Below are 8204 nucleotides of genomic sequence, written 5' to 3'. Positions count from 1 at the left end.
GACGACCACGGTCAACCTCACCCGGCCGCCGGTCGGGAATCTCGTCGTCAAGGCGGTCGACCAGGAGACCGGCGCCGCCATCGCCGGCTACTGCTTACGCCGGCACCGGCGACGAACTGGTCGACCTGCGGGTCGACGACCACCCCGACCCGGTCACCGAGCTGGGCCGGCTGCTCGAGGTCCACACCATGCTCTTCGGCAAACCCGACCCGGCCACCCTGCGCGACCTCAGCGGGCCGCTCGCCGAGGAGGTCGCCGCGCTGCTGGCCGCCGCCGGGCACCCGGTCGACGCGGCCGGCCTGGACGACGCGCTCGCCTCGTGGGCCGGGGTGGAGAACCTGGAGGAGCGGATCGTCCCCGGCCGCATCGACCCGCTCGTCCTGGACCACCTGCGCCGCACCACCGGCTGACCGCCGAGCAGCTCAGGCGCCGAAGGACAGCCACCGGAAGCCGGACTCCGCCAGCACCGCCCGCTCCCGGTCGGTGAGCGCCGACCGGCCGGTGGCCTTGCGCACCAGCGTCACCGCGTCCCAGCCGAGCCCGGGAGGCAGCGGCCGCCCGTCGACCAGCAGGTCGGCCACCACCCGCGCCGCCGTCGGGGTCAGCCACGGCCGCCGGTCCAGCGCGTCGGCCAGGTCCAGGCCGTGCACCCCGACCTCCACCACCCGGGTACGCAGAAACTCCGTCACCGTCATCGCATCCCCGTGCCGGGTACGGACCAGCCGGCCCGCCGGCTGCGCGCCCACCGCCGCGTCGGCGGCCCGCCAGGCCCGGGCGAAGCCGTCCGCCACCTGCGCTGGGCCGGCCGGCGTAGCCGCCTCCCGCCGGGCGCTGTCGATCCGGTCCCGGTCCACCTCCGGGGTGAACTTCGTCCGGCCGAAGTAGCCGGCCGCGTCCACCTCCGCCCGTTGCGGGGCGGGCGCGGCGAGCATGTCGACCAGCCGCCCGGCGCCGGTGCGCACGTGCGCGAGCAGGTCGCGTACCGCCCACGGTGGGCAGGGCGTGGGCCGCTCCAGGTCGGCCTCGCTCAGGCCGCGCAGCACCTCCTCCAGCCGGGCGCACTCGTCGCGGAATGCCGCGCGTACCGTGTCCATCCGTTCTCCCCGTCCGGTCCGTCCCCTGCTGCCGGATCAGCCTGCCACCGCCGTTTCGCCGGCCGGCGGCCGGGTACCCGCCGCTGGACGAGGAGAGGAGGGGTCGCACGATGGCCGGCATCATGCTCCGCAGCACCGCGTTCAACGACCACGACATGCTCCCCGGGCGTTTCGCTCAGGAGGGCGGCAACGTCTCGCCGCCCCTGGAGTGGTCCCCGGTACCCGACGCCACCGAGTTGGTCCTGATGGTCGAGGACCCGGACGCCGGGAAGACGCCCTTCCTGCACTGGCTGGTGACCGGCATCTCGCCGCGGTCGCGCGGGGTGGCCGAGGGCGCCGTGCCCGACGGTGGCCGGGAGTGGCCCAACGACTTCGGCGGCACCGGGTGGGGCGGCCCGAACCCGCCCCGGCACGAGGACCCACACCGGTATTTCTTCCGGCTCTGGGCGCTCGAGCGCCCGCTGGACCTGCCGGACTCGCCGCACGTCGAGGACGTGCGGCGCGCGCTCACCGACCGGGAGTTCGCCAGCGGCACCATGGTCGGCACCTACCAGCGCAGTTAGTCAGCCCTTGTAGCGGGGCACCAGGCGGTGCACCACCGCGAGGACCAGCGCGGCCACCAGGGCCATCGTTCCGACGATGCCGGCCGCGCTGCCCGCGTACCCGATGAACAAGGGACGGCGGGTGAGTTCGTCGGCGGGGGTGCCGGAGCGGGCGGACAGCCAGGTGAGGGCGAGCGCGGACACGACGAGCGCGAGCAGGCCGATCCCGCCGAGCACCACGGCGGCCCGGCGGTGTGCGTCCGCCGGCGAGATCTCCGCCCGTTCCCGCTGGAAGAACAGCAGCACCAGGCCGCCCACGGCGGCCCAACCGCCGACGATCAGGTACGCGGCGACGGCGTCGCTGGGCCGGTGCCAACCGGCCGACAGCGTGGCCACCCCGGCCGCGGCCGCGTAGCCGGCGCCGAGGAACGCACCGAGCACCCGCAGCTTCGCCGGCAGCACCAGGATCAGCGCGACCGCCACCGACGCGGCCACCGCGGTGTGACCACTGGGCAGGCTGTTGCCGGCGGCCGCCCGTTCCGGGTCGATGCCGAAGTCGGGACGGACCAGGTAGTGCTTGAGCACCTGGGTGCTCAGGTTGGCGCCGGCGACCAGCAGGGTGGCGGTCACGGCGAGCGCCTTGCGGCCCCGGATCAGCGCGATGAACCCGACCACGGCGGTGGCGACCAGCAGCGACACCACCGACATCGCGTTGAGGATGCGGTCCACGGGTCCGTCGATGCGGTCCTGCCCGATCCGGTTGCCGGTCAACGCGACCGTGTCGAGCCACTGACCGGGCCGGGTGTGCACGGCGAACCGCCACACCAGCAGCAACGCGGCCGCCTGGGCCAGGGCCAGTACGACCAACCAGACCGCGGTCCAACCGCGCGCCGTCTCACGCACCCGCACACGGTAACGGCCACGCCGGCGCGCCGCTCGTCGAGCGAGGGGGTGCGTGCGGTGCCGTCCGATGCGGACGGCCGCCGGGAACATGAAAAGAGAGGCCGCCACGGGGGGAGCGGCCTCTCTTGGTGACGTACGTTACTCCGTTCCCGCCCGTCGTGTGATCCCCAGGCGGCGGATTTTCGCGAGTTTTCGCGGCAAGTTCGACTCCGGACGGATTGGTGGGCCGGTCCGTCCGCTGCGTCGGCCGGACGGCCGGCCCACCCGGCCTGACCGTGGGTGTCAGGCCGTTCCGCCGACCGGGCGCTGTGTTCCCCCGGTGCCCGGCCGGTGGCCGCCACGGGCGGGTCGCCGCCCGCCCGTGGCGGAGTCGTCACCTCATCCCTGCGGGAAGTAGGTGCCGTAGTCGGCGTACGCCATGGCGATGTCCGCCTGCGCCCAGAACCGGTGGTAGTTGAAGACCGGCTCGGCGCCGCCGTTGAGGTACGCCTGCACCTTCGGCCAGTCCGGGTCGTTCTTGTAGAACGAGCGGATGTCCAGGAAGCTCTTGCCGGCGGCGATGGTGTCGCCGTTGGGCATCTTCCCGGTCCAGCCGGCGGGGACGTAGAGGCCCTGGCCGTCGGCGGCGTTGTAGACGTCGTCGAAGCGCTTGTAGTCGCCCCTCTTCTCCGGCATCGAGACACCCTTGGCGTCGGCGGCGGCGGAGAGCGCGTCCAGCAGGCCCTTGGCGGTGGTCTTCGCCGCGGCGTCGCCCGACTTGGCGGCGTACGCGATCAGGGTGCGGGCGTAGGCGGCGGCCACGCCCACGTCCTGACCCTTCACCGTGACCTCGACGTGCAGGTTGGTGTTCGGCTGCGGGCTGGTCGGGTTCCAGTTGTTGGGCTGGCCGGTCCACTTCATGTCCGACGGGATGGACCAGTTGGTGCCCAGCGTGGTGTTGGCGATGGCCCACGGCACCCACTTGTCCAGCAGCGCCTTGGCCTTCGCGTTGCCGGTCTGCAGGTACAGCTCGGCGATGCGCTGCATCGACCAGGCCTGCATGCCGAACCACTGGTTCGACGGCGGGTCGTTGTAGACCGGGTCGACGTCGTAGAACATGCCGTAGAAGGTGGCGGTGCCGGCGGGCGGCTGTGCGTAGCTGCCGTCCCAGCTGTTGGTGGCGCCGCCGGCGATGCCGCCCTCGGCGGACTGGAGCCAGGTGTAGAACTCCAGCTGCCGGTCGAGGCTCTTCTGCCAGTCGGAGACCGCGGTCGGCGACTGCGGCTTGAGCTCGGGCACGTTGGTCAGCGCCCAGGCGGTGAGGGGGTTCTGGTAGCCGAAGTGGTTGTGGCTGGAGCCGATCCGCCACGACCAGTTCTGCGAGGTGTCGTACGCGCCGCCCCAGGCGTAGTACCAGGAGAGCAGGTAGTGCGCCGAGTCGCGGCCGGTGCCGGCCGGGCAGGTGGACGCGCCGACGCAGTTGCCGATCTTCTTGAAGTACTTGTCGAACATGGCGTACCGCAGGTAGTCACCCATCTTGGCGGCCTTGGCCACGGTGGCCGCCACGTCGGCCGCCTTGCCCTGCGCCTTGGCCCAGGTCAGCGCCCAGTACGCGGCCTGCACGGCGCGGGCGTCGGCGTCCGGGGCGTCGGTGTACTTCCACTGCTTGGCCGGGGCGCTGGACTCCTTGACGAACAGGTCGAGGTAGCCGTACTGGCCGCCGTGCTTGAACGTGTCGCAGGACGGCTGCGGCACGGTCTCCCAGACCGACTCCTGGGTGCCGCGCTGGAAGGTGTTGATGTACGCGGGCCGGGTGGTGCCGTCGCCGCAGTGGCCGTAGCCGTAGGTGTTGTCGACGTCCAGCAGCCAGTGCATGCCGTAGATGTCTCCGGTGCCGTAGGTGGACTGCAGCTCCGAGCGGAGCGGGTCCTGGCCGACCGGCACGGAGGGCTCCAGCGCCGACGGGTACTGGCTGGGCAGGTTGTGCTCGGCGGCGTACTGGGGGGTGCCCGGCGCGCCGGCGGTCGCCTGGTCGGCGTGGGAGGGGATGATGTACTTCTCCATCACCGTCCAGGCGTTGTTGAAGGGGCTCCAGTTCTGGGTGACCCGGCCGTACTGGGCCTCCAGCCAGAGCCAGAAGCTGAACGCCTCCGAGGTGGTTTCGTGGCCGTGGTCGGGGGCCTCGACGATCAGCGTCTCGACCGAGTGGTACGGCACGCCCTCGGGGCTGAAGTACCCGGAGTTCTTGATCTTGCCGTACTGGTCGAGGAACTTCTTGATGTAGGCGTTGTCGCCGCCCGGGACGTCGTTGTCGATCTCGGTGGCGGTCACGGTCAGCGGCGCGTACCCGGTCGCCGAGGCGGTGATGGTGGCGGTGCCGCCGACGGTGTCGGCGTCCTCGGCCGCGGCGACGGTGGCGGTGACCCCGGTGCTCCAGTTGCTCGGCGTGAGGGTCAGGGTGGTCGGCGACACCGTGATGTCGCTGTCCCCGGTGACGGCGAGGGTCACCGGGACGTTGGCGGTCGGCGCGGCGGTGAGGGTGTACTTCACCGTGGCGGTGCGGCCCTCGTCGACGCTCACGGCGGACGGGGTGGCCACCAGTTGCGGGCCGGTGGCCGGGTTGACCGTGAAGGACTTCTCGGCGATGGCCGTGGCGTTGGCGTTGTCGTACGCCTTGGCCTGCACGGTGTAGCTGCCGGCGGGCAGCCCCAGCAGGTCGTACTGGTAGGGGGCGGTGGTGTCGGTGTTGACCAGTAGGCCGTTGCGGTAGAACTCGACCTTGGTGATGGTGCCGTCCGGGTCGCTGGCGGTGGCGGTCAGCGGCACGTCGGCCGGCGCCTGGAAGGGGCCGGACGGCACCGCGAGGGACACGGTCGGCGGCTGGTTCGCGGGCGCCCCGTTGCAGGCCACGCCGTTGAGGGTGAACGCGGTGGGCTTCGGGTTGCTGCCGGTGAAGGCGCCGTTGAAGCCGATGGTGGTGGAGGCGCCGGTGGCCAGGCTGCCGTTCCACGACTCGTTGGTCGCGGTCACCTGGGTGCCGGACTGGCTCCACTTGGCCGACCAGCCCTGGGTGACCTTCTGGCTGCTGGTGGGGAAGGCGAACTTCAGGGACCAGTTGTTCAGCGCGTCGCCGAGGTTCTTGATGGTGACGGTGGCGGTGAAGCCGTCGGTCCAGTCGCTGGTCACGTACTGGACGTCGCAGGCCGGGGCGGCCTGGGCGGCGCCGGCGGGCAGGGCGACCCCGCCGATGGCGAGGGCGGTGGCGGCGAACATCGCCGTTCGGCGACGTCTGGCCATGAGTCTCATGTGCGCGGTGTCTCCTCGGACCGGGCCGGGACCGGTGGCCCCGGCGGGGCGCCTCCCACGCGTCGACGGGACGTACGCGGGGGGACGGAGGCGCCCGGAAAGGTGGTCGACCCGGCCGTGCCGGGGATCGGGGACGCCGCACCGGGAGTACCGGGTGCCCTCGGCGGCCCACGCCTCGCGCGAGCTGGCTCCGCGTCGCGATGGATTGAGAGTCTGCCATGGAAGCGCTCCCACCACAACGGGCAGGGCAGACACACTGCTCGATGTTTCGATCTCGTTTTGGGGCTTTGACAAACGGGTGACGGGCGTTACAGTCACAAGCATCGCCGATGGGAGCGCTTCCATCGACGGAGATGCAAGTACGAAATCGTCGGGACCCGTGTGCCCGACGCCCAGCCCCGGAGGCTGACGACGGGCCAGCCCGGACGCCGCCGTCAGCCATCGCCCACCGACAGGGAGGGAGGTGGAACCAGAGCCACTCGCGTGGCCCGGCTCCCGCGCGACACGCACGATCGGACGCCAATTCCACACGTGCGTGTGTGCATCACAGGTGGGGACGGGGGTTGCCCTCCCCCGTCCCCACACTAAACCTCCGTTGTCGACGGGAAAAGAGGCCGACGGGACAGGCGTGACGCCTCCCGGCCGGCCTCCTTCGCTATCTGCTACACCCCGCCGCTCACCCGCCCCCTGAGCGACGCCCGCCCACCCATTTTCGCCGGCCGCCCGACCACGACCGGGCCCTACGCACCACTGGCCCGCCCAGGGCGACGCGGCCGGCCGCGTCCAACCTATGATGGGAGCGCTCCCGGCCGTCGGGCGGCCAGTCACTCCGAGGAGAACATCCATGTCGCTACTCACCCGACGGCGCCTGCTCCGTCGTGCCGCCGCGTCCGCGACCGCCGCGGGCATGGCCCGCGCCGGACTCGCCGGCACCGTCGCGGCGGGGATCGCCGCCACCTCCGCCACCGTCGCCGGCTGCGACGACACCCCCGACCCCGAGGGCGCCTCGGACGCGCCGCTGCGGTTCCCGACCGACTTCGCCTGGGGCGCGGCCACCTCGGCCTACCAGATCGAGGGCGCGGCGAAGGAGGACGGGCGGGGCGAATCCGTGTGGGACACCTTCAGCCACACCCCGGGCCGTACCCGCAACGGTGACACCGGCGACGTCGCCGCCGACCACTACCACCGCTACGCCGAGGACCTGGACCTGATGCGCGACCTGGGCCTGCGCAGCTACCGGTTCTCCATCTCCTGGCCGCGCATCCAGGCCGACGGCTCCGGCAAGCCCAACCAGCGCGGCCTCGACTTCTACCGCCGCCTCGTGGACGGGCTGCACGAGCGGGGCATCGCCCCGATGGCCACCCTGTTCCACTGGGACCTCCCCCAGGCCCTGCAGGACACCGGCGGCTGGGAGAACCGGGACACCGCCGAACGCTTCGGCGAGTACGCCGACGTGATGTTCCGCGCCCTCGGCGACCGGGTGCCGGTGTGGCTGACCATCAACGAGCCGAAGACGGTGGTGCAGAACGGCTACATCTGGGGCCACCACGCGCCCGGCCAGCAGGACCCGCAGGCCGCGTACCTGGTCGCCCACCACCTCCAGCTCGCCCACGGCCTCGCCGTGCGGGCGCTGCGCGCCACCGGCGTGCCGGGCCGCATCGGCCCGGCGCTGAACCTGCACCCCTGCTACCCGGCCGACGACACCGCCGAGGCCGCCACCGCCACCCGGCTGTACGACGGCTACGAGAACCGCCTCTACCTCGACTCGATCCTCAAGGGCGCGTACCCGAAGGACGTGCTGGCCGACCTGGGCCCGGACAGCCGCATGGTCCGGGGAGTACGCGACGGCGACCTGGCCGTCATCTCCAGCCCGGTCGACCTGCTCGCCGTCCAGTACTACACGCCGATCTACGTCACCGGCCAGGGCGACACGGTGCGCAAGTGGCCCACCTCCGAGGCCGAGTGGCAGCAGATCTACCCCGAGGGGATGTACGACATCCTGACCCGGGTCACCCGCGACTACGGCCGGATCCCGCTCACCATCACCGAGAACGGGCTGCCCTGCCCGGACCGGCTCGGCGCGGACGGCACCGTCGACGACGCCCCCCGGATCGACTTCCTCCGCGACCACTTCGCCGCCGCCCACCGCGCGATCCGCGACGGGGTGCCGCTGGAGAGCTACCACGTGTGGTCGCTGCTGGACAACTTCGAGTGGGCCGAGGGCTACGAGCAGCGCTGGGGCCTGGTCTACGTGGACTACCCGACGCAGCGCCGGGTGCTCAAGCGCAGCGCGCACTGGTACCGCACGGTCATCCGCGACAACGGGCTGTGAGCCGCCCCGGCCCGGCCGTCGGCCACGTCGGCGAACGAGCCGTCGGCG

General features: G+C 72.2%; 6 protein-coding genes. 3 read left to right on the top strand and 3 right to left on the bottom strand.

Translation table 11 applies throughout. The annotated features are described in order from the left end of the window. A partial coding sequence (locus ACWEVO_RS22260) for a putative peptidoglycan binding domain-containing protein (RefSeq protein ID WP_452309454.1) occupies window positions 1-410 on the top strand: 410 nt, incomplete at its 5' end. Window positions 411-422: 12 nt separating this feature from the next. On the opposite strand, the gene ACWEVO_RS22255 is transcribed toward ACWEVO_RS22260, so the two are convergent. Continuing rightward, entirely contained in the window at window positions 423-1094 is a 672-nt protein-coding gene (locus ACWEVO_RS22255; RefSeq protein ID WP_452309453.1) for a maleylpyruvate isomerase N-terminal domain-containing protein, read from the bottom strand. 110 nt (window positions 1095-1204) lie between these two features. Between ACWEVO_RS22255 and ACWEVO_RS22250 the strand changes: the two genes are divergently transcribed. Then, window positions 1205-1657 (top strand): YbhB/YbcL family Raf kinase inhibitor-like protein, encoded by a 453-nt coding sequence (locus tag ACWEVO_RS22250; RefSeq protein WP_452309452.1) that lies wholly within the window; start codon window positions 1205-1207, stop codon window positions 1655-1657. Here ACWEVO_RS22250 and ACWEVO_RS22245 read toward each other — a convergent pair whose 3' ends face one another. Continuing rightward, window positions 1658-2545 (bottom strand): phosphatase PAP2 family protein, encoded by an 888-nt coding sequence (locus tag ACWEVO_RS22245; protein ID WP_452309451.1) that lies wholly within the window; start codon window positions 2543-2545, stop codon window positions 1658-1660. 372 nt (window positions 2546-2917) lie between these two features. Then, a complete protein-coding gene (locus ACWEVO_RS22240; RefSeq protein ID WP_452309455.1) occupies window positions 2918-5815 on the bottom strand; it encodes a glycoside hydrolase family 48 protein in 2898 nt (965 codons plus the stop codon). An 853-nt stretch (window positions 5816-6668) separates the two neighbouring features. Here ACWEVO_RS22240 and ACWEVO_RS22235 point away from each other — a divergent pair. Further along, window positions 6669-8156 (top strand): GH1 family beta-glucosidase, encoded by a 1488-nt coding sequence (locus ACWEVO_RS22235; RefSeq protein WP_452309450.1) that lies wholly within the window; start codon window positions 6669-6671, stop codon window positions 8154-8156. Window positions 8157-8204 lie beyond the last annotated feature (48 nt).

It is taken from the genome of Micromonospora sp. NPDC003776, assembly GCF_053605645.1.
Note: the sequence above shows the minus strand (reverse complement) of the source record. Positions and strands in the feature narration are given on the sequence as shown.